This window comes from Streptomyces sp. NPDC005141, from assembly GCF_053599975.1.
Window position 1 is genome coordinate 194,092 of record NZ_JBSFYW010000003.1, and the last position, 19,768, is coordinate 213,859.

A 19,768-nucleotide genomic window follows, 5' to 3' on the forward strand; every position below is an offset into this window, starting at 1 on the left:
GGGGACGGAGGAGAGTGCTGGGGCGAGCGGGGGAGCGGCGGAGTGGGGGAGCGAGGGGAGAACGCGGGCTGCTGGAAAGCGTGATGGCCGGGCGGCCCTCGTCAGTGCGGGTGAGGGACCGCCCGGCCGGTGGCCCTGCCGTCAGGGACAGGGCCGCGTACGCGGAACCACAGCGGGGACTATTCGAGAAGTTCCGCGTACGAGCCCATGGCGAGGGCGATGTCCGCCTGCGCCCAGAACCGGTGGTACGTGAAGGAGGGCGCGGCGCCGCCCGCCAGATAGCTCTCGATCTTCGACCAGGCCGGGTCGTTCTTGTAGAAGGACCGCAACGAGGCGAAGGTAGAGGAGGAGTTGACCGCGTCGCCGTTCGGCATGGTGCCCGTCCAGCCGCTCGGCACATACACGCTGTCGTCGAAGCGGTTGTAGTCGGCGCGGGTCTCCGGGACGGCTATGCCCAATCCGTCCTGGTAGTTGCTCCACATGCCGTCGAGGAGCGCCTTGGCCGTCGTCCTCGCCTGGGTGTTGCCGGACTTGGCGGCGTAGTACGACAGGGTCTTGGCGTACGCGGCGGCCACCCCTACATCGTTCGTGTAGTCGGCGACGGTGACGTGAAGTCCGCTGTTGGCGCCGGGACTTGACGCGTTCCAGGTGTCCGGGGCGCCGGACCACTGGAGCGTGGAGGGGATCTGGTAGGTGCCGTCGGGGTTGATCGTGGTCTTGGACAGTGCCCATGACACCCACTTGTCGAGGACCGCCTTGGCGCTCGCGTTCCCCGTCTGCTGGTAGTACTCGGCGACCCGCTCCATGGACCACGCCTGGAAGCCGAACCACTGGTTGGACGGCGGGTCGTGGTACACCGGCTGCTGGTCGTAGTACATGCCGTAGAAGGTCGGCGTCCCGGTCGGAGGCGTCGCGTAGCGGCCCGCCCAGCTGTTGGTCGCGCCGCCCGCGATGGCGCCCTCGTTCGACTGGAGCCAGCGGTAGAACTCCAGCTGCCGGGTCAGTGAGGTGGCCCAGTCCGAGGCACCCGTCGCCGACTTGGGCTTCAGATCGGCGTTGGAGCTGAGCGCGTAGGCGGCCAGCGGGTTCTGGTAGCCGCCGTGGGTGTGGCTGGAGCCGATGCGCCAGGCCCAGCCCGCCGACGTGTCGGTCGCGCCGCCCCAGGCGTAGTACCAGGAGAGCAGATAGTGCGAGGCGTCCTTGCCGGTACCCGCCGGGCAGGTCGAGGGGCCGACGCAACTGCCTATTTTCTTGAAGTACTTGTCGTACATCGCGTAGCGCAGATAGTCGCCCATCTTCGCGGCCTTGCCGACCGTGGCCGAGACGTCACCGCTCCTGCCCTGGGCCTTGGCCCACACGTCGGCCCAGTAGGCCGCCTGCACGGCACGTGCGTCGGCGTCCGGGGCGTCCGTGTACTTCCACTGCTTCGCGTACGAGGAGTCCCCGGTGAAGAGGTCCAAGTACCCGTTCTTGCCGCCGTACTTGAAGGCGTCGCAGGTCGGTTGCGGCACGGTCTCCCACACCGACTCCTGCACACCGCGCTGGAAGGTGTTGATGTACGACGGGCCGGTGGCGGTCGGACCCGCCTCGCACTTGCCCGGCTCGTTGCCGTAGCCGTAGGTGTTGTCCACGTCCTGGAGCCAGTGCATGCCGTACACGTCGTCCGTGCCGTACGCGCTCTTCAGCTCGGAGGCGATCGGGTCCGGGCCGACCGAGGCGCCGGTGTCGAGCTTGGCCGGGTACTCGTTCGGAGTGTCCAGTTCGGGCGCGTAGGTGGCCGGCTTGGAGGCGTTGTAGAAGGAGTTCGTCGGCTGGTCGGCGTGCGTGGGGATCATGTACGTCTCCATGGTCGTCCACGCGGCGTTGAACTTCGACCAGTCGCCGGTGACCTTCCCGTACATCGCCTGGAGCCAGATCAGATAGCTGTACGCCTCCGACGTCGTCTCGTGTCCCTGGTCCGGCGCCTCGACGATCAGCGTCTCCACCGAGTGGTACGGGATGCCCTCGGGGGAGAAGTAGCCGTTCGCCGGGTTGGTGATCTTGCCGTAGAGGTCCAGGAAACGCGCGTCGTACGCCTTCGAGGCGGCCAGTTCCGTCACGGTGACGGTGGCCTTGGCATGCCCGGTCGCCGAGGCCGTGAAGGTCGCGGATCCCGTGCCCGAGGCGTCGGCGCCGATGGTCACCGTCTGGGCGGTGTTCCAGTTGGACGGGGTGAACGTCAGGCTGGAACCGCCGGTGACGGACAGGCCTGTGTTGCCGTCGGTGCGGGTCACGCCCACCGTCACGTTCGCGCTCGGCTGGGTGGAGAGCTTCACGCCGAAGGTCCCCGACTTGCTTTGCTGGACGCCGAGTTGGGTGGGTGACGCGACCACGGCGGGGCCTGAGGCGACGGTGATGCCGACCGGTGTCGAATCCGCCGACGCGCCCAGGCTGTCGTACGCCTTGGCCACGAGTGAGTGGCTGCCCACGGCCAGTCCGGAGGCCGACAGGGTGTACGGCGAGCTGGTGTCGGTGCCGAGCAGGGTCGTGTCGTCGTAGAACTCGACCTTGCCGATGGTCGCCCCGTCGGCCGCCGCCGCGGTCGCGGCCAGCGGGACCGCGTCGCCCTGGGTGTAGACGGCGCCCGCGGCGGGGCTGGTCAGCACGGTGATCGGCGGCTGGTGGGCGCCCGCGCAGGTGGTGCCGTTGACCGCGTAGGAGGCGGGGGCGGTGTTGCTGCCGCTGTAGGTGAACTGCGCGCCGGCGGTCACGGCGGCTCCGGCGGCGATCGTGCCGTTCCACGCGGCGTTCTTCGCGGTGACCGTCCTGCCGGACTGGGACCAGGTCCCGTTCCAGCCGTTGGTGAGGGTCTGGTTGCCGGTGTAGCCGTAGGTCAGGGTCCAGCCGTTGATGGCGTCCGTGCCCCGGTTGGTGATCGTCAGATCCGCGGTGAAGCCGGAGCCCCAGTCGTTGGTCTTGTAGTCGACGCTGCACTGAACCGTGGCCGCGTGTGCGGGAGTCGTACCGGTCGCCAGAGTCGTGAGCGGGAGGGCGAGGGCCGCGACAACGGCGGTCCATATACGCCGCGAGCTGCGAAGACGTCTCCATCGTGGGCTGGGATGCATGGTGCTGGTTCCTCCTTGCGGCTCGGAGAATGGGGGGAGGAGCAACAAGCCTTGAACCAGTGGGAGCGCTCCCATATTGGAGAGAGGGGTGTGAGGGGTCAAGGTGCTTGAAGAGTCGAAATGATTCGATTGATCGACAGTGCAACTCCTCTGTCCAACCCCGGGACTTGGCGCTAGCTTCTTCCGCACCAGTGGGAGCGGTTCCATCAGTCGGCGCGTCGATCACGGCGCACCAGAGCTGCAAGGAGTCGCTTCATGCGTCACCCCCCGCGTTTGTCTCTTTTAGTGATCGGCGCCGCGGTAGCCCTGCTGGGCACCGCGATCGCGCCGGTCGTCACGGCTTCGGGAGCCACACCCGCCTGCACGGTGGAGTACTCGGTCACCGGCCAGTGGGCCACCGGCTTCCAGGGCGCCGTGAAAATCACCAACAACATGGCACCACTGAGCAGTTGGAGCCTCGGCTTCGACTTCTCCGGCGGCCAGAAGGTCACCCAGGGCTGGAGCGCCAAATGGTCCCAGTCCGGTACGACGGTGACCGCGTCCAACGAGAGCTGGAACGGCTCACTGGCCACCGGTGCGAGCGTCAGCGCCGGATTCCTCGCCTCCTGGTCGGGGAGCAACGCGGTGCCTGCGGCCTTCAAGCTCAACGGCACCGCCTGCAACGTGGACGTCGACCCGACGCCCACACCGACCCCGACCGACCCGCCGCCGACCGGCGGTGAGGCGCCGAAACTGCACGTCTCGGGCAACAAGCTGGTCGACTCCGCGGGAGCCACCCGCAGGATGCTCGGTGTCAACCGCTCCGGCGGCGAGTTCATGTGCGTCCAGGGCTACGGATTCTTCGACGGTCCCGTCGACAACGCCGCGGTCAAGGCGATCGCCGACTGGAAGGCCAACACGGTCCGCATTCCGCTCAACGAGGAGTGCTGGCTGGGCCTTTCCAACATCAAGCCGGAGTACGCCGGCGCCAACTACATCGCCGCGGTCAAGGATCTGGTGACCAAGGTCGAGGCGAACGGCATGACCCCGCTCGTCGAACTGCACTGGACCTACGGCCAGTACACAAGCAACTCGGCGGGCTGCTCCGACGTGCACGCCACCTGCCAGAAGCCGATGCCCGACGCGCAGTACACGCCGTCCTTCTGGGCCTCGGTCGCGAGCACCTTCAAGGACGACCCGGCCGTCGCGTTCGACCTGTTCAACGAGCCCTACCCGGACCGCGCGACCTCCACGACCACCCAGGCGTGGACCTGCTGGCGCGACGGCGGCACCTGCCCCGGCATCTCCTACGAGGTCGCCGGAATGCAGGACCTGGTCGACGCGGTACGCGGCACCGGCGCCAAGAACCTGATCCTGGCCGGCGGGCTCGCGTACTCCAACGACCTGAGCCAGTGGCTGACGTACAAGCCCAGTGATCCGACGGGCAATCTCGTCGCCGCGTACCACGTCTACAACTTCAACACCTGCGCGAGCGAGAGCTGCTGGAACTCCACACTCGCCCCCGTCGCCGCCCAAGTACCCCTGGTGGCAGGGGAGATCGGGGAGAACACCTGCTCCCACTCCTTCGTCGACACCGTCATGAAGTGGCTCGACGACCGGGGGCTCTCCTACCTCGGCTGGACCTGGAACACCTGGGACTGTTCCTCCGGTCCGTCGCTGATCTCGAACTACGACGGAACACCGACCGCGTACGGCATCGGGCTGCGCGACCACCTGCGCGCCCTCAACGGATAAGGAACCCGCACATGAGCCGTGCAAGAACAGCACTTCTCGGGGCACTCGCCCTGATCGCCGCGGGATCGGGAGCCGCCGCGGCGGTCCCCGCGGACGTCGGCGCCGTCGCCGCCGTCCCCTGCACCGTCGACTACAAGGTGCAGAACCAGTGGGGCACCGGCTTCACCACCGCCGTCACGGTCACCAACAACGGCGCCGCCAAGTCCTCCTGGGCGGTCAAGTGGTCGTACGCCGGGAACCAGAAGGTCACCTCCGGCTGGAACGCCAGGATCAGCCAGAGCGGGACGGCCGTCACCGCCGCCAACGAGACGTACAACGGCACCCTGGGAACCGGGAGTTCGGTCAGCTTCGGCTTCAACGCCTCCTACAGCGGCACCAACGCCCTGCCCACCGCCTTCACGCTCGACGGAGTGACCTGCAACGTCGACGACGGCGGAGGCGGCACCGACCCCGGCCCCGATCCCTCCGGCAAGGTCGACAACCCGTACGCCGGCGCCAAGGTCTACGTGAACCCGGAATGGTCGGCGAAGGCCGCCGCCGAGACCGGGGGCAGCCGGATCTCCAGCCAGCCCACCGGCGTCTGGCTCGACCGGATCGCCGCGATCAACGGCGCCTCCGGCAGCATGGGCCTGCGCGCCCACCTCGACGCGGCGCTCGCCCAGAAGGGCAACGGCGAAGAGGTCGTCCAACTCGTCGTCTACGACCTGCCCGGACGGGACTGCGCCGCCCTCGCCTCCAACGGCGAGCTCGGCCCGACGGAGATCGACAAGTACAAGACGCAGTTCATCGACCCGATCGCGGCGATCCTCTCCGACAGCAAGTACGCGTCGCTGCGCATCGTCACGACCATCGAGATCGACTCGCTGCCGAACCTCGTCACCAACACCGGCAGCCGCGCCACCGCCACGCCCGCGTGCGACACCATGCTCGCCAACGGCAACTACGTGAAGGGCGTCGGCTACGCGCTCGCCAAGCTCGGCGCGATTCCCAACGTCTACAACTACATCGACGCCGGTCACCACGGCTGGCTCGGCTGGGACGACAACTTCGCCCCCTCGGCCACCCTGTTCAAGCAGGCCGCGACCAGCGAGGGCGCGACGGTCGACGACGTGCACGGGTTCATCACCAACACGGCGAACTACAGCGCCCTGAAGGAGAACAACTTCACCATCAACGACACGGTGAACGGCACCTCCGTGCGCCAGTCCAAGTGGGTCGACTGGAACCGTTACGTCGACGAGCTGTCCTACGCCCAGGCCTTCCGCACCCAGCTCGTCTCGGTCGGCTTCAACTCCGGTATCGGCATGCTGATCGACACCTCCAGGAACGGCTGGGGCGGTACGGCGCGGCCCGCCGGTCCCGGCGCGACGACCAGCGTCGACACGTACGTCGACGGAGGGCGCTACGACCGCCGTATCCACATGGGCAACTGGTGCAACCAGTCGGGCGCGGGTCTCGGCGAGCGTCCGAAGGCCGCCCCGGCGACCGGCATCGACGCCTATGTGTGGATGAAGCCTCCGGGCGAGTCCGACGGCTCCAGCTCGGCGATCGCGAACGACGAGGGCAAGGGCTTCGACCGGATGTGCGACCCCACGTACACGGGCAACGCCCGCAACGGGAACAGCCTCTCCGGCGCGCTGCCGAACGCCCCGCTCTCCGGACACTGGTTCTCCGCCCAGTTCCAGGAGCTCATGAGGAACGCGTACCCGGCGCTGTGACCGGCTGACCGCGTGCGGTCCGCCAGGGGTCGGTTCCCCTTCCCCTGGCGGACCGCGAACTCCACCACCGGCTGCCCCGCGAGTCGGATCTCCCGCGGTCCCTGATTTGCTGTTCGGGCAACACGGCTGGCCGTTTCCGGGAGTGGCGGCGCACGCTGTCCTCATCCCGAGAGAGAGGCTCGTCCCATGGCACAGGAGCACGACCACGGCCCCCGCCCCGGCCGGGAGCACCACCAGGGCCCGGCGCAGGATCACGGCCACGGCCCCGCGCAGGGCCACGGGCACGACCACACCCAGATTGATTTCTCCCAGATGCTGCCCATGCTGGTGCAGGAGGCGGAGCTGTTCACCCCGGCGTACGTCGAGGCGGCCGACTGGTTGCGGGAGCAGCGGCCCGAGCCGGGGCTGATCGTGGACGCGGGCAGCGGTCCCGGCGTCATCTCCTGCCTGCTCGCCGAGAAGTTCCCCGGTGCGCGGGTCGTCGCCGTCGACGAGGCGGAGCCTCTGCTGGCGGAGGCCCGCGCTCGCGCCGATCGGCTCGGCCTCGCCGACCGCTTCAGCACCGTCGAGGCCGAACTCTCCGGCGGCATCGGTGACTTGGAGTATCCCGCCGACCTGCTGTGGGCCAGCAGGTCGCTGCACCATGTCGGGGACCAGCGGGCCGCCCTCGAGGGCTTCGCCCGTGGCCTGGCGCCCGGCGGCACGCTCGCCCTCATCGAGGGCGGCCTGCCCACGCGGTTCCTCCCGCGCGACATCGGCATCGGCCGGCCCGGCCTCCAGGCCCGCATCGACGCGGTGCACGACGAGTGGTTCACCCGGATGCGGGCCGAGCTGCCCGGATCGGTGGAGGAGACGGAGGACTGGCCCGCCCTGCTCACCGCCGTCGGCCTGCGCCACACGGCGACCCGCACCTTCCTCGTCGACCTTCCCGCCCCGCTCTCGGACGAGGCTCGCGCCTTCGTCGTCACCGCCCTCACCCACCGGCGGAGCGGCCTCGCCGAAGGACTCGACCCGGAGGACCTCGCCACCCTCGACCGGCTCCTGGACCCGGACGACAAGGCGGGCGTGCACCACCGCACGGACACGTTCGTCCTGACGGCGATGACGGTGTACGTGGGCGTGAAGCCGGAATAGTCCCGCACCGCGGACGCACGGCCGGCCTTGACATCGAGCGTGCTCCAAGTGATGAACTCCCGGAGTTCGTCGTACATCCGGCACACGGCCGGCCGGACACTCCTGGGGGTAGACCATGACCGACTCTCCTGTCGCGCTGATCACCGGAGGCGGAAGCGGTATCGGAGCCGCGGTCGCCCGGCGGCTGCTCGACGCCGGCCAGCGGGTGGCCGTCACCGGTCGCGGTGCGGAGCGGCTGCGTGGTTTCGCCGAGGAACTCGGCAACCCCGAGGGGCTGTTGACGGTCGTCGGCCACGCGGCCGAGTACGACCAGGTGCGGGCGGCGGTCGAGGCGACGCTCAAGGAGTTCGGGCGGCTCGACACCGTCGTCGCCAACGCCGGTTTCGCCACCCATGACACGGTCGCGGAGGGCGACCCCGCCGGCTGGTCCGAGATGGTGCTGACCAATGTGCTGGGACCCGCGCTGCTCATCAGGGCGTCCATCGACGCGCTGAAGGAGACCCGTGGCCGGATCGTGCTGATCGGCAGTGTCGCCGGGCATGTGAACACACCCGGCAACATCTACGGCGCGACCAAGTGGGCCGTGACCGGGCTCGCCGAGAACACCAGGCGCCAGGTCACGGAGTACGGCGTGGGCGTGACCCTGATCTCGCCCGGCCGCGTGGAGACCCCGTTCTGGGACAGCTACGGCAGCCTGCCGCCGGGGCAGCTGCTGACGGCTGAGCAGCTCGCCGACTCGATCGTCTGGGCGGTCGGGCAGCCGACGGGCGTCGACGTGAACACCGTGGTCGTCCGCCCGATCGGCCAGCCCGTCTGATCCGTGCCGGGCGGGGGCGACGCGCGCCCCCGCCCGGCAGGTTCTCAGTTGTTCTGCAAGAACTGCCTGGCCAGCGAGTCCCCGAGCGACACGGCCGCGCCGTGACTCTCGATGGGTGACACCTGCGAGTTCTTGAACAGGATGTACGTCACGCCCGAGTCGGTCCCGCCCGTCTCGGGGTCGGGGTCGATGCCGAGCGCGCTCGCGGTGGCGTACGACGCCTCACCGATGATCTGCGTCGGTCCGGTGTCGCCGACCACCGCGTACTCGACCTTGCCGTTGTAGATCACGGCGACCACGCCGCCACCCTTGATGCCCGAACTCGTGTACTTCCAGATGCTGCTGGTGCTCGGCACGACGACGTAGGGCAGCGAGTCGGCCCGCAGTGCCTTGCCGTTGGACTGGTGGAAGGCGGTGTCGTCCTGGAACCAGGGGTCGGTGTCGCCGTTGCATTTGGCGGTGACCTGACCGTCGCAGTCGATGTCCATGTCGGCCTTCCAGAACACGGCGCCGTTCTTGCCGCAGACGGGAATGGTGGCCGAGGTCTCGTCGTCGGTCCTGTACTTGCCGCTCGATATCTGCGAACAGGACGTCACCTTGGCGAGGAGGGCGGCCGCGCTGACCGACCCCTCCTGTGCCGAGCGGGGGGCGGCGGTGCCGAAGGCGTGGGCCGGGAGCGTGGCGGTGGCGAGCAGAGCCGCGCAGGCGGCCGCGGACAGGGTCAGTGTTCGAGTGCGCACTGTGGGGGAACCCTTCTGTTAGGAAACTTTCCTTACCGGGCTGCCGTACAAGGTGGCCCTGCTTGCATGACCGCGTCAAGACTTTCCGCGGAGTTGGTCCGGTCCAGGGATGCGAAAAGGCCGCCGGCCCGGATGCGGTCAGCGCATCCGGGCCGGCGGGTGGTGCGGGCGGGTGTCGGTCAGCCGATGTCGAACGTGGCGGGGTCCGGGCCGATCCGGCGGTCCTCGTTCAGGGCCGAGATCGCCGCGATGTCCTCGGTGTCCAGGGAGAAGTCGAAGACGTCGATGTTCTCCTTGATCCGGGACGGGGTCACGGACTTCGGGATCACGACGTTGCCCAGCTGGAGGTGCCAGCGCAGGACGATCTGGGCCGGGGTGCGGCCGTGCTTCTGGGCGATGGCGACGATCGCCGGGACCTCCAGGAGGCCCTTGCCCTGGCCGAGCGGCGACCAGGCCTCGGTCGCGATGCCCTGCTCGGCGTGGTACTCACGGGTCGCGTGCTGCTGGAGGTGCGGGTGCAGCTCGATCTGGTTGACGGCCGGGATGACGGACGTCGCGTCGATCAGCTGCGCCAGGTGCTCCGGGAGGAAGTTGGAGGTGCCGATGGCCTTGGCGCGGCCGTCCGCGTAGATCTTCTCGAAGGCCTTGTACGTGTCGACGTACGTGCCCCGGGACGGCGTGGGCCAGTGGATCAGATACAGGTCGACATGGTCCAGGCCGAGTTTCTCCAGCGAGGTGTCGAAGGCGCGCAGTGTGGCGTCGTACCCCTGGTCGCTGTTCCAGAGCTTGGTGGTGACGAAGAGCTCCTCGCGGGCGATCCCGGAGGCGTTGATGGCCTTGCCGGTGCCCTCTTCGTTGCCGTAGATCGCCGCGGTGTCGATGCTGCGGTACCCGGACTCCAACGCCGTGGCGACCGCTCGCTCCGCCTCGTCGTCCGGCACCTGCCAGACGCCGAAGCCCAGCTGCGGCATCTCGACGCCGTTGTTCAGGATGGTCGGGGGGACCTTGCTCACGAGCTCTCGATCCTTCAGTCGTCGGGTGGTTCTCATGTCGTCAACGATCACGGGCCGTGATGCATTCCTGACCGGGCTTCCGGTCCGAGGAATCGCAGATTGGCCGAAATGGGTCCGATCAATCGCGGCCGGAGGGTTGACCGCTCCCTGATCCGGCCGACGCGCGACCCTCTACCCGCGACCGGCCCGGAACCGGCGATTCGGGAAACATCGGAGGGATCGAGGCAAAGGGGGCGGGGGGCTGAGGGGACCCCCCGCCCGGTACTACGCCTGGTAGAGCGCCTCGACCTCCGCCGAGTACGCCTTCTCGATCGCCTTGCGCTTCAGCTTCAGCGACGGGGTCAGCAGCCCGTGCTCCTCGGTGAACTGGTTGGCCAGTATCCGGAAGGTACGGATCGACTCGGCCTGCGACACCAGGGTGTTCGCGGCGACCACGGCGCGCCGCACCTCGGTCTCCAGATCGGGATCGCGCACCAGATCGCCGGCGGCCAGCTGTGGCTTGCCGCGCATCTGGAGCCAGTGCTCGACGGCCTCGGAGTCGAGGGTGACGAGCGCGGCGATGTACGGCCGGTCGTTGCCGACCACGATGCACTGCGCGACCAGCGGATGGTCGCGCACCCGCTCCTCCAGCACGCCCGGCGAGACGCTCTTGCCGCCGGAGGTCACCAGGATCTCCTTCTTGCGCCCGGTGATCGTGAGGTAGCCGTCCTCGTCCAGGGACCCGAGGTCGCCGGTGGCGAGCCAGCCGTCGTGCAGGGTCGCGTCGGTGGCCTTGTCGTTGTTGAGGTAGCCCTGGAACACGTTGCCGCCGTGCAGCCAGATCTCGCCGTCGTCCGCGATGTACACCGTGGTGCCCGGGATCGCCTGCCCGACGGTGCCGAACCGGGTGAGTTCGGGTGGGTTGGCGGTCGCGGCGGCGGTCGACTCGGTGAGCCCGTACCCCTCGTAGATGGTGACGCCCGCGCCCGCGAAGAACAGCCCGAGCTGCCGGTCCATCGCCGAACCGCCCGACATCGCGTGCCTGACCCGGCCGCCCATCGCGGCCCGCACCTTGGAGTAGACGAGCTTGTCGAAGACCTGGTGCTGCATGCGCAGGCCCGCCGAGGGGCCGGGGCCGATGCCCCAGGCCTTGGCCTCGATCGCGTCCGCGTAGCGGACAGCCACGTCGACCGCCTTCTCGAAGGGGCCGGATCTGCCCTCCTTCTCGGCCTTGCGGCGGGCGGCGTTGAAGACCTTCTCGAAGATGTACGGCACGGCCAGGAAGAAGGTGGGCCGGAAGGCGGCCAGGTCCGGCAGCAGCGCGGCCGCGTTCAGCTGCGGCTGGTGCCCGAACTTGACCTTCCCGCGGAACGCGGCGACCTGCACCATCCGCCCGAAGACATGGGCCAGCGGCAGGAACAGCAGGGTGGCCGCCTCGTCGCCGCGCTTGGAGTGGAAGACGGGTTCCCAGCGCTCGATGACGGTGTCCGCCTCGAACATGAAGTTCGCGTGCGAGATGACGCAGCCCTTGGGGCGCCCGGTGGTGCCCGAGGTGTAGATGATCGTCGCCGTCGATTCGGGGGTGACCGCGCGGCGGTGCCGGTGGACCACCTCGTCGTCGAGGTGCGCGCCCGCCTCGTACAGCTCGTGCACCGCGCCCACGTCGAGCTGCCACAGCTTGTGCAGCTGGGGGAGCCGGTCGACGACGGTGGCGACGGTCATCGCGTGGTCCTCGTGCTCCACCATGACCGCCGACACCTGAGCGTCGTGCAGCATCCAGAAGACCTGCTCGGCGGAGGAGGTGGGGTAGATGGGCACGACCTGGGCGCCGATCGTCCACAGGGCGAAGTCGAAGAGGGTCCACTCGTAGCGGGTGGGGCACATGATGGCGACCCGGTCGCCGAAGCGGATGCCCTGCGAGAGCAGGCCCTTCGCGAGCGCCAGGACCTCGTCCCGGAACTCGGCCGAGGTGACGTCGCGCCACTGTCCCTGCTCGTCCTTGCGGCCGAGCGCGATGTGGAGCGGGTCTTCCTGGGCATGCTCGAACACGACGTCGGCCAGGCCGCCCACCGGCGGTGCCGACGCCAACGGGGGGTTGGTGAACTCGCGCAATACCGCTCCTCGTGGCGCTCCGCACAGCGCCGTGAAAGCTACCCCACCGTTCGGCCGGGCGGGAGGGGGTTCGAGCCGTCGAGCGGTGCGGTGTCCCCACTGGTCAGCAGGGGAAATGCCCGCACAAGGGGAAGGGTCGGACAGAATTCCTTACGGTTCCGTAGGTTCCGTAGGGTTCGGGTCCGTAATCTCCACGGAATCTGTACGACCCGGCGTCGGCACCCGGCGCCGCGCGGAGGCGGATTCGGAGTCTCTGATTCCGCGGCCGGTCGAGCCTCGTCCGATCGCTGCTGTCCGAGCTCCCGGCCGCGGTGTCGTCGAGGCGGCCGGGCAGCCGGTCCCCGTGGTTCCGGGACCGGCTGCCGTCGCCGTCAGGCGCGAGGCGCCGTCACCGTGTCGGCCGGAGTCCCGGCCGCGGTCGCCGCGGCGCGCGGTGTCCGGACGAGCGCCAGGACGAGTGCGCCCCCGATCATCCCCGTCACGCCGGCCGCCACCGACGCCGTGTCGAGCCCGCAGGCGGTGTGCTCGGAGACCGCGGCCCGCAGTGCCCCGGCGCCCCCGCTCGCCGGCGTGTGGGCCGCGTCGTGCGACACCGTGTCCTGCGTGCGCGAGGTCAGGACCGTGCCGAACACGGCGACCCCGAGCGCGTACCCGAGCTGCCGGACCGTGTTGACCGCGCCGCCCGCCATGCCCGCACGCTCCGGCGGTACGGCGGCGAGCGCGGCGCCCGCGAGCGCCGGGGAGACCAGCCCGACACCGATCCCGACGAGCACCAGACCCGGCACCAGCACCGTCCAGTGCGTGCCCGCGTCGAGGACGGCCTGACAGAAGCCCCCCGAGCCGATCAGCAGGAGCCCGCCGCCGATCGTCAGCCGCGCCGGAACCCCGTGCAGCGGCTTCCCGGCGAGGATCGCGACCACCACCGAGGCGCCCGTCATCGGCAGCAGCGTGAGCCCGCCACGCACGGGACTCATGTCCAGCAGCGTCTGCATCCGGATCGAGAGATGCGGGATGACACCGAACGCCGCTCCGTTGAAGGCGAGCGCGCCCAGCATCACGCCCACGAAGGCGGGCTTGCGAAGCAGCGCCAGGTCCTGGAGCGGATGCGCCACCCATCGCTCGACGAGCGCGAACGCGACGAGCGCCGGCGCCGCGAAGGAGGACCGGGGGCACGCCGGCCCCGGCGGACGCTAGTTCCGCTGCCCCCGGTGCAGCCGGTCACCGCCCGCGAGGATCGCCGCCGCGAGCGCGTCCGCGGCTCCCTGCGCGGACGGCCGCCGACGGCCGTGCACCAGCACGAAGTCGACCTCGCCGAGCTCCGGGAGCCCCGCCCGCTCCGGTACCCGGACCAGACCGGGCGGCACGAGTCCCCGTGAGTGGGCCATCACCCCGAGACCGGCGCGGGCCGCCGCGAGCAGGCCGTTGAGGCTGCCGCTGGTGCAGGCGATGCGCCACGGCCGGCCCTGGCGCTCCAGGGCTTCGAGGGCGAGCGCCCGCGTGATGCCCGGGGGAGGGTAGACGATCAGCGGGACCGGACGGTCCGGGTCCAGCCGCAGCCGCTGTGCGCCGATCCACACCAGGCGGTCGTGCCAGACGAGTTCGCCGCGCGGGTCCTCGGGCCGGCGCTTCGCCAGCACCAGATCGAGATGCCCCGCGGCGAGCTGCTCGTGGAGGGTGCCGGACAGTTCGACCGTCAGCTCCAGGTCCACCTCGGGATGGTCGGAGCGGAAGCCCTCCAGAATCTCCGGCAGCCGGGTCAGCACGAAGTCCTCGGACGCTCCGAAGCGCAGCCGCCCGCGCAGCCGTGTCCCGGTGAAGAACGCCGCCGCCTGCTCCTGCACCGCCAGGATCCGCCGCGCGAACCCGAGCATCGCCTCACCGTCCTCGGTGAGCTCGACGGAGTGCGTGTCGCGCGAGAACAACTGCCGCCCGGCCGCGTCCTCCAGCCGCCGCACATGCTGGCTGACGGTGGACTGGCGCACCCCCAGCCGCCGGGCCGCCTGAGTGAAGCTCAGCGTCTGGGCCACCGCCAGGAACGTACGCAGCTGGGAAGGGTCGTACATGGCAGCACGCTATCGCGAAACGTGATGACAGTCAGAGCGGTATGAAGGATTCCCGATCGAGACCCGGGAGAGGACGATGGAGAGGGCACGACCCGCCCAGGACGAACAGACGCACCGAACCGAGCAGTGGAGCACCGTGAAACGCCTGCAGTGGCCGAGTTGGATGCCGATCGACCCGTACATCCTGCTGTTGCTCGGGACCGTGGGCCTCGCCGCCCTGTTCCCGGCGAGCGGTACGGGAGCGGACGTCGCCTCCGGCGCCTCCACGGCCGCGATCGCGTTCCTCTTCTTCCTGTACGGCGCGCGCCTTTCCACCCGTGAAGCGGTGCAGGGCTTCAAACACTGGCGGCTGCACGGCACGGTGCTGGTGTGCACCTTCGTGGTGTTCCCGCTCCTCGGTCTCGCCGCCCGCGGCCTGGAGCCGGTCCTGCTGACGCACGACCTCTACACCGGCCTCCTCTTCCTCACGCTCGTCCCGTCCACCATCCAGTCGTCGATCGCCTTCACCTCGATCGCCCGGGGCAACGTGCCCGCCGCGATCTGCGCGGGCTCCTTCTCCTCGCTGGCGGGCATCGTCATCACCCCGCTGCTCGCGGCGGCCCTCCTCGGCAACAGCGGCGGCGGGTTCTCCGCCGACTCGCTGGTCAGGATCGTGCTGCAACTGCTGGTGCCGTTCGTGGCCGGGCAACTGCTGCGTCCCTGGATCGGCGACTTCATCACACGCCACAAGAAGGTCCTCGGCTACGTCGACCGCGGCTCGATCCTGCTCGTCGTGTACGCCGCGTTCAGCGAGGGCATGGTGCAGGGCATCTGGCACCAGGTCAGCGCCGCCCGGCTGGCCGGACTCCTCGTCGTCGAGGCGCTGCTGCTCGGTGTGATGCTCCTCCTGACCTGGTACGGCGCGAAGGCCCTGCGCTTCGGCCGCGAGGACCGGATCGCCATCCAGTTCGCCGGGTCCAAGAAGTCGCTCGCCTCCGGACTCCCCATGGCCGGCGTCCTGTTCGGCGCGCACGCCTCTCTCGCCGTGCTTCCGCTGATGCTCTTCCACCAGATGCAGCTCATGGTGTGCGCGGTGATCGCCAAACGCCGCGCCCGCGACCCCGAGGCCACCGGCCCGGCCGGCCCGGACCAGCCGTCCGGGACAGGAGGGGCGGCGGGCACCAGCGGCAGCTCCGGTACAGGCGGTCCGGCCGGAGCGGGCGGGACCGCCGGGTCCGCTAGGAGCCGGGTCTCCCCAGTCGCAACGTCACGAATCGCGGTCGGTACAGGGACACGTTCCGGCTGAGGTTTGCCTGCGCCGCCGTGCCCGTGGCGTCCAGCCAGTTGACGTCGTAGCTGAGGACGATCCGGTCGCCGTCGCTCAGCTCGGGGTGCGCCTGCGGGTTGTACGCGGCCACGTCGCCGTCGGGCAGCGACGGGCTGAAGCTCCGGGTGGGCCCGTGCCAGGGCCCGGCCGGCGCGCACGCCCAGTACGAGGTGATCGTGGTCAGGCCCGCGGCGCCGGCCGCCATCGTGAACAGGACGTAGGTGCCGCCGTCCCGCACCACCGTGAACGCGCTGCCCACGCCCGTGCGCCGGCCGTCCCCCAGCACCGGCGCAGGGCGCCCGCGCACCGTCCACGCCGAACCGTCCCAGTACTCCCAGGCCCCCGGCTCGCCGAGCGCGCCGCGCGGCACCCGCGCCACGTACGCCTGCCCTGCGGGGCGCGCGGCGGCCCGCCCGTCGTCGCCCCCGAAGACATACGTCCAGGCGCCGGCGTCGACGGCCGCGGTACCGAACAGCACGCGCCGGGAGGCGTCCGCCACCGAACGCTGGTCCAGGACCGTGGTGATGCCTTCGAGGCGCAGTCCCGGCAGCGAGAGCGTGGCGACCTCGGTGGCGGCGGGCACGCCGTAGATCCACGGAGCCTGGCCCGCCGTCCGGGTCCACAGCAGAACCCGGACGACCCGACGGTCCGAGCCGGGGGAGCGGGGTTCGACGCGGGCCGCGACCGGCCAGCGCCACTGCTGCGGTGCCGGATCGGGGAAGACGGGCGCGGGCAGCGTGGTCCGCAGCCGGCCGTCGCGGGACATCACGATCGCCGAGTTGCGCACCAGCGGCGCGTTCGCGTCGCGCCAGGCGTACGACTCGCCCACCGGGTTGGGCGGTCCGTGCACCTGGCCGAGATAGGTGTCCGAGAACAGCCACAGCACCCGGCCGTCAGGGAGCCGCAGCGAATGGGTTCCGTCGCCGCCGGTCCAGTCGTCGGCGCGGGTGGCGTCGTCGCCGTACCGGGCGAACTCGCGCGTGAGATCCGCCTCCGCGCCCCAGGACGTGAGGGTGCGGGCGGAGCACGCGCCGCCGCCCTCCCGTTCACGGTCCGGAAGGGCGGTGAGCAGCACGGCCGCCGAGACCAGGGCCAGCAGAACGCCGAGTCCGGTCCCGTCCCGCCGTCGCGCTCGTGCGTCGTCAGGCACGGACGGGACGTTAGTGGTCCCCGCTCACATGGTCCATGGGGAGCCACAGGACGGTGTCCCGGGTCACCTGCTCCGAGGGCGGCGCCGACAGCTCGTCATCGCTCAACGCCCGGTCGTAGACCCGAACATCGTCGATCGCGCCGGTGAAGAACGCCCGGCTGTCCATCCGTTGGCCGATGTGCACCCCGAACGGTGAGTTCCGGCTCACCGATCCGGGCACGTCCGCCGCACCGACGGTCGTCCCGTCGACGAACAGCGTGAGCCGTCCCCCGCCACGGCGCAGCGCCAGATGGTGCCACTGGCCGTCGTTGTAGGCGCCCGTGGTGCGCACGGACGCGGTGGTCGGGGCCGCGGCCCCGTTCCTGGTGGTGATGAGACCGGTGATCCGGTTGGACGCGGGCTCCCCGCGCAGCCACACCTGCGGCTGTGTCGTACCGATCCCACCCATCCACAGCAGCGGCTGCTCACCGCCGACGGCCGTGTAGCGGAACCACAGGGACGCCGTGAAGTCCTTCGTCCCCAGCGGAAGCCGGTCCTGATACGGCAGTCGTACGGCGTCGTCGGCGCCGTCGAACTCCAGCGCGCCCCGGAGGACCCCCGCCGTGCGCGACGGGCCGCCGAGGACCGCCGCCCGCCGGGTGAGCGGAGCGAGGTCGGCCGTCGTCGGGTCCGGACCCCGGCGCGGCCGGAGCCAGTCCTCGGTGAAGCGGGCGAAGCGGATCTCGTCGCGCGCGTCGACCGCGCCGCCCTCGTACATCAGGCCCACGGTGTCGCCGTCGATCCGCACCAGATCGGAGTAGCCGGACCAGTCGGTGGTGACGACCGTGCCGCGGTCCACGCTGTCCCACGTGCGTCCGCCGTCGTAGGAGGAGCGGATCGTCATGGTCCTGCGGCGGTCCGGGTCGCCCGGGCAGGACAGCAGGATCCGGTCGCCGACGCGCAGGGTGGAGCCCTGCACCTGGGGTGCGTAGAGGTCCGGCACGTCACGGAAGGAGGAGACGAAGCTGTCGCCGCCGTCCCGGCTGACCGCCTGGGTGCGGTGCCCGAGGTCGGTGCCGTCCTGCTCGCGACCGCTGACCAGGACCGATCCGTCGGTGCGCTCGGTGAGTGTCATCTCGGACGGCTTCTGCCGGAAGGTGCCGTCGTCCGCGATCGGCCAGGAGTCGGTCGCACCGATGTCCCAGTGGTCTCCGCCGTCGTCGCTGGTGATGAGTGCTGCGTTGTTGGCGGTGACCCGACTGCCGTTCCAGGTCTCGGTGTTGACGGCGAAGACAAGTCGTCCCGGGTGCCGGCCGCGGGTGAGCTGGATGCCGTGCACCGGGCCGGTGGCGTACCAGGAGTTCCAGTTCGCGGGGAGGATCTCGGCGCTCAGGTCGCGCGGCCGCGACCAGGTGAGACCGTCGTCGTCGCTGTACTGGAGATGCGGGGTGCGGTCGCAGGGGACCGGGCAACCCGCGCTGTCCGTACGGCCCGTGTTGTACGTCTCCGCCAGCACGATCCGGCCGGTCTCACGGTCCACGATCGGCGTGGGATTGCCGTGGGTGTCCCCGCCGCCCTCGTTGACGACCTGGAGTGGGCTCCAGGTGTGCCCGCCGTCGGCGGAGCGCTTCACCACGATGTCGATGTCGGCCGCGTCGCCGCAATTGAGGACGCGCCCCTCGGCGAACGCCAGCAGCGTTCCCCCGGTCGTCCGTACGACGGACGGGATGCGGAAGCAGGCATAGCCCGGATCCTGAGAGGCCTTGAACAGGACCTGCTGCTCGAACTCGCCGGTGGTGGCCGGCGGTTCGGCTCGAGCCGTGCCGGGGAGCGCGAGCAGCGCGGCGGTGCTGAGAGCGGCGGTCAGGGCGGCTGCGAGCCGGGCGCGGAAGCCGCTTCCCGGCCGGGCGGCGAAGGCGGATCTCGAACGGGTGGCCAAGGCGGATCTCGGACGGGTGCGGAGGCGTGACGGCATGGTGCGACCTGCCCTTCGTACGGTTGGGCATTCCGGATTCTCTGGACATCCCACGTCCAACGTTCGCGCCGCAGACGCTACTTGGGCCCTCAGGCACCCCACAAGAAGCGTGTACCGGTCGTGTTCACGCCAGAATTCCGTGCCCTGGTGTCCCGCCGGGGGAGCCTGCGCGGCAGACCGAACCCGCGGAGGGCCGCGGACCCGGCACGGCCCGGCGGCGGTCGTTCACCCGGATGGATCGATCCGTACAAGCGGCGGATCGGCGGGGGTCATGCCCTCGGACAGGGGAGTTCACGGGCTTGTTGATCCGGATTTCCAGTACGGACGGCTGATGCGGGCTAACGTTCCGTCATGACCGCACCCGAAGCCGAACCCCGCCTCGCCCTCGATCCGGCGCGCACCGCCCTGGTGCTCGTCGATCTGATGGAGCGCATCGTGGCGCTGCCCCTGGCACCCCGAAAGGGGACCGAAGTCCTCGCCAACGCCGAAGAGTTGGCGGCCTCATTCCGGAAGGTGGGCGCTCTCGTGGTGCTCATCCGGGTCGAGCGGCCCGGAGTCCCGGAGCAGCCGTCCGGCAGCGAGCTCGTCGCCGGGCTCGTCGCGGAGGGTGATGTGGAGATCGTGAAGCGGACCATCGGCGGGTTCCAGGGCACCGGTCTCGACGAACGGCTGCGCGAACACGGCGTCTCCACTCTGGTGTTCGGCGGAATCGCCACCAATCTGGGGGTCGAGTCGACCGCGCGTGCCGCCGGTGACCTCGGCTACGACCTCGTCTTCGTGGAGGACACGATGGCCGCGTTCACCGCGCCCGAGCACGAGGCCTCCGTCCGCCTGGACTTCCCGCGCCTCGGCACGGTCGTGACGGCCCGAGAGGTGCGCTTCGAGACGGGTTGAGCCGTGAGCGCCGGTGAGGTGCCCGCGTAGGCCGAGACGCCCGCGTACGC

14 protein-coding genes are annotated in these 19,768 nt (G+C 70.2%); 6 read left to right on the forward strand and 8 right to left on the reverse strand.

Annotated features, from left to right (window positions below):
- Positions 1 to 179: 179 nt before the first annotated feature.
- Positions 180 to 3,104, reverse strand: a complete 2,925-nt coding sequence (locus ACWD68_RS03735) for a glycoside hydrolase family 48 protein (RefSeq protein ID WP_451804837.1) — start codon at positions 3,102 to 3,104, stop codon at positions 180 to 182.
- 255 nt (positions 3,105 to 3,359) lie between these two features.
- On the opposite strand from ACWD68_RS03735, the gene ACWD68_RS03740 reads away from it, so the two are divergent.
- From ACWD68_RS03740 to ACWD68_RS03755, 4 genes are all read left to right on the forward strand, one after another.
- Positions 3,360 to 4,838 (forward strand): cellulase family glycosylhydrolase, encoded by a 1,479-nt coding sequence (locus ACWD68_RS03740; RefSeq protein WP_451804838.1) that lies wholly within the window; start codon positions 3,360 to 3,362, stop codon positions 4,836 to 4,838.
- An 11-nt stretch (positions 4,839 to 4,849) separates the two neighbouring features.
- Positions 4,850 to 6,556, forward strand: a complete 1,707-nt coding sequence (locus ACWD68_RS03745; protein WP_451804839.1) for a glycoside hydrolase family 6 protein — start codon at positions 4,850 to 4,852, stop codon at positions 6,554 to 6,556.
- A gap of 186 nt (positions 6,557 to 6,742) precedes the next feature.
- Positions 6,743 to 7,690: a class I SAM-dependent methyltransferase gene (locus tag ACWD68_RS03750; protein WP_451804840.1), complete on the forward strand. Its 948-nt coding sequence runs from the start codon at positions 6,743 to 6,745 to the stop codon at positions 7,688 to 7,690.
- Positions 7,691 to 7,805: 115 nt separating this feature from the next.
- Positions 7,806 to 8,507, forward strand: a complete 702-nt coding sequence (locus ACWD68_RS03755; RefSeq protein ID WP_451804841.1) for an SDR family oxidoreductase — start codon at positions 7,806 to 7,808, stop codon at positions 8,505 to 8,507.
- 44 nt (positions 8,508 to 8,551) lie between these two features.
- Here the strand turns inward: ACWD68_RS03755 and ACWD68_RS03760 are convergent, their stop codons facing one another.
- The 5 genes from ACWD68_RS03760 to ACWD68_RS03780 all read right to left on the reverse strand — a co-directional run bounded on the left by ACWD68_RS03760 (position 8,552) and on the right by ACWD68_RS03780 (position 14,414).
- Positions 8,552 to 9,247, reverse strand: coding sequence for a glycoside hydrolase family 75 protein (locus ACWD68_RS03760; protein WP_451804842.1), 696 nt, complete (start codon positions 9,245 to 9,247; stop codon positions 8,552 to 8,554).
- Between the two features lie 179 nt (positions 9,248 to 9,426).
- Complete coding sequence (locus ACWD68_RS03765) at positions 9,427 to 10,218, reverse strand: aldo/keto reductase (RefSeq protein WP_451804920.1); 792 nt, start codon at positions 10,216 to 10,218, stop codon at positions 9,427 to 9,429.
- 306 nt (positions 10,219 to 10,524) lie between these two features.
- Complete coding sequence (locus tag ACWD68_RS03770) at positions 10,525 to 12,351, reverse strand: AMP-dependent synthetase/ligase (protein WP_451804843.1); 1,827 nt, start codon at positions 12,349 to 12,351, stop codon at positions 10,525 to 10,527.
- A 371-nt stretch (positions 12,352 to 12,722) separates the two neighbouring features.
- Positions 12,723 to 13,463: an MFS transporter gene (locus ACWD68_RS03775; protein WP_451804844.1), complete on the reverse strand. Its 741-nt coding sequence runs from the start codon at positions 13,461 to 13,463 to the stop codon at positions 12,723 to 12,725.
- 78 nt (positions 13,464 to 13,541) lie between these two features.
- Positions 13,542 to 14,414, reverse strand: a complete 873-nt coding sequence (locus tag ACWD68_RS03780; RefSeq protein WP_451804845.1) for a LysR substrate-binding domain-containing protein — start codon at positions 14,412 to 14,414, stop codon at positions 13,542 to 13,544.
- A gap of 163 nt (positions 14,415 to 14,577) precedes the next feature.
- Here ACWD68_RS03780 and ACWD68_RS03785 point away from each other — a divergent pair, with 163 nt between their 5' ends.
- Positions 14,578 to 15,699: a bile acid:sodium symporter family protein gene (locus tag ACWD68_RS03785; protein ID WP_451804921.1), complete on the forward strand. Its 1,122-nt coding sequence runs from the start codon at positions 14,578 to 14,580 to the stop codon at positions 15,697 to 15,699.
- Here the strand turns inward: ACWD68_RS03785 and ACWD68_RS03790 are convergent.
- Both ACWD68_RS03790 and ACWD68_RS03795 read right to left on the reverse strand, forming a co-directional pair.
- Entirely contained in the window at positions 15,632 to 16,870 is a 1,239-nt protein-coding gene (locus tag ACWD68_RS03790) for a DUF4185 domain-containing protein (RefSeq protein WP_451804846.1), read from the reverse strand. The genes ACWD68_RS03785 and ACWD68_RS03790 overlap by 68 nt on opposite strands.
- 10 nt (positions 16,871 to 16,880) lie before the next feature.
- Positions 16,881 to 18,824, reverse strand: coding sequence for an exo-alpha-sialidase (locus ACWD68_RS03795; RefSeq protein WP_451804847.1), 1,944 nt, complete (start codon positions 18,822 to 18,824; stop codon positions 16,881 to 16,883).
- A gap of 351 nt (positions 18,825 to 19,175) precedes the next feature.
- Between ACWD68_RS03795 and ACWD68_RS03800 the strand changes: the two genes are divergently transcribed.
- Complete coding sequence (locus tag ACWD68_RS03800) at positions 19,176 to 19,718, forward strand: isochorismatase family protein (protein ID WP_451804848.1); 543 nt, start codon at positions 19,176 to 19,178, stop codon at positions 19,716 to 19,718.
- Positions 19,719 to 19,768 lie beyond the last annotated feature (50 nt).

Coding starts and splice junctions, on each gene's coding strand:
- ACWD68_RS03795 (WP_451804847.1), bottom strand. CDS start 18,824: ATGCCGTCACGCCTCCGCACCCGTCCGAGATCCGCCTTGGCCACCCGT.
- ACWD68_RS03740 (WP_451804838.1), top strand. CDS start 3,360: ATGCGTCACCCCCCGCGTTTGTCTCTTTTAGTGATCGGCGCCGCGGTA.
- ACWD68_RS03765 (WP_451804920.1), bottom strand. CDS start 10,218: ATGCCGCAGCTGGGCTTCGGCGTCTGGCAGGTGCCGGACGACGAGGCG.
- ACWD68_RS03750 (WP_451804840.1), top strand. CDS start 6,743: ATGGCACAGGAGCACGACCACGGCCCCCGCCCCGGCCGGGAGCACCAC.
- ACWD68_RS03780 (WP_451804845.1), bottom strand. CDS start 14,414: ATGTACGACCCTTCCCAGCTGCGTACGTTCCTGGCGGTGGCCCAGACG.
- ACWD68_RS03745 (WP_451804839.1), top strand. CDS start 4,850: ATGAGCCGTGCAAGAACAGCACTTCTCGGGGCACTCGCCCTGATCGCC.
- ACWD68_RS03735 (WP_451804837.1), bottom strand. CDS start 3,104: ATGCATCCCAGCCCACGATGGAGACGTCTTCGCAGCTCGCGGCGTATA.
- ACWD68_RS03755 (WP_451804841.1), top strand. CDS start 7,806: ATGACCGACTCTCCTGTCGCGCTGATCACCGGAGGCGGAAGCGGTATC.
- ACWD68_RS03800 (WP_451804848.1), top strand. CDS start 19,176: ATGACCGCACCCGAAGCCGAACCCCGCCTCGCCCTCGATCCGGCGCGC.
- ACWD68_RS03785 (WP_451804921.1), top strand. CDS start 14,578: ATGCCGATCGACCCGTACATCCTGCTGTTGCTCGGGACCGTGGGCCTC.